The 1,933-nt window shown below is 49.2% G+C and carries 1 rRNA gene; it reads right to left on the reverse strand.

What is annotated here, in order from left to right:
* Positions 1-64: 64 nt before the first annotated feature.
* Positions 65-1,607: ribosomal RNA gene (locus ACHUFQ_RS16915) — 16S ribosomal RNA — on the reverse strand.
* Between the last annotated feature and the right edge of the window lie 326 nt (positions 1,608-1,933).

A 1,933-nucleotide genomic window follows, 5' to 3' on the forward strand; every position in this document is an offset into this window, starting at 1 on the left:
TCGTCTTAATTTCGTTATCAAAGCAATTTGTGTGAACACTCAAGAAAAGTTGTTTTACTTAAGGTAAGGAGGTGATCCAACCCCAGGTTCCCCTAGGGTTACCTTGTTACGACTTCACCCCAGTCATGAATCACAAAGTGGTAACCGTCCCCCCGAAGGTTAAACTAGCTACTTCTTTTGCAACCCACTCCCATGGTGTGACGGGCGGTGTGTACAAGGCCCGGGAACGTATTCACCGTGGCATTCTGATCCACGATTACTAGCGATTCCGACTTCACGGAGTCGAGTTGCAGACTCCGATCCGGACTACGACAAACTTTGTGGGATTCGCTCCACCTCGCGGTCTTGCTGCCCTCTGTATCTGCCATTGTAGCACGTGTGTAGCCCATCCCGTAAGGGCCATGATGACTTGACGTCGTCCCCACCTTCCTCCGGTTTATCACCGGCAGTCTCCTTAAAGTTCCCGACATTACTCGCTGGCAAATAAGGATAGGGGTTGCGCTCGTTGCGGGACTTAACCCAACATTTCACAACACGAGCTGACGACAGCCATGCAGCACCTGTCTCAGAGCTCCCGAAGGCACTAATCTATCTCTAGAAAATTCTCTGGATGTCAAGGGATGGTAAGGTTCTTCGCGTTGCATCGAATTAAACCACATGCTCCACCGCTTGTGCGGGCCCCCGTCAATTCATTTGAGTTTTAACCTTGCGGCCGTACTCCCCAGGCGGTCAACTTAATGCGTTAGCTGCGCTACCCACGGATCAAGTCCACAGACAGCTAGTTGACATCGTTTACGGCGTGGACTACCAGGGTATCTAATCCTGTTTGCTCCCCACGCTTTCGTGCCTCAGCGTCAGTTTTTGTCCAGGTGGCCGCCTTCGCCACTGATGTTCCTTCCAATCTCTACGCATTTCACCGCTACACTGGAAATTCCACCACCCTCTACAAAACTCTAGTCATACAGTTCGAAATGCAGTTCCCAGGTTAAGCCCGGGGCTTTCACATCTCGCTTATACAACCGCCTACGCACGCTTTACGCCCAGTAATTCCGATTAACGCTCGCACCCTCCGTATTACCGCGGCTGCTGGCACGGAGTTAGCCGGTGCTTCTTCTGCGAGTAACGTCACAGCTAGCAGTTATTAGCTACTAACCTTTCCTCCTCGCTGAAAGTGCTTTACAACCCGAAGGCCTTCTTCACACACGCGGCATGGCTGCATCAGGGTTTCCCCCATTGTGCAATATTCCCCACTGCTGCCTCCCGTAGGAGTCTGGGCCGTGTCTCAGTCCCAGTGTGGCTGATCATCCTCTCAAACCAGCTAGAGATCGTCGCCTTGGTAGGCCATTACCCCACCAACTAGCTAATCTCACTTGGGCTAATCTAAAGGCGAAAGGTCCGAAGATCCCCTCCTTTGGTCCGTAGACATTATGCGGTATTAGCAGTCGTTTCCAACTGTTGTCCCCCACCTTAAGGCATATTCCCAAGCATTACTCACCCGTCCGCCGCTCGACGCCAGAAGAACAAGTTCTTCTTCGTTTCCGCTCGACTTGCATGTGTTAAGCCTGCCGCCAGCGTTCAATCTGAGCCATGATCAAACTCTTCAATTAAAAAGTTGTCTTGGTGTATCCGAAGATACTGCTCAATGAATCACTTGTTACCTACAAGAGGTAACTGACATATAAACGTATTATTAAATAAATTAATAAAGACTCATGTGTCACAAATCATTAAGACTTTTCTATTTGCTCTTACGAGCTAATGGTAAAATCAATCTTAACGTGAGTGCCCACACAAATTGCTTGATAACTAATTGTTAAAGATGTGCTTTTAAAAAAGCCGAGAATTAATCGCATTCGTTAATCTCGTTGTTTCGCTGCAGGCCTTGCCCGAAGCAGGATGCGCATTCTACGTCATCCAGTTTTGATGTCAACCG

Origin of the sequence: Thalassotalea litorea (genome assembly GCF_043642205.1) — a bacterium.
GTDB lineage: Bacteria > Pseudomonadota > Gammaproteobacteria > Enterobacterales > Alteromonadaceae > Thalassotalea_A > Thalassotalea_A litorea.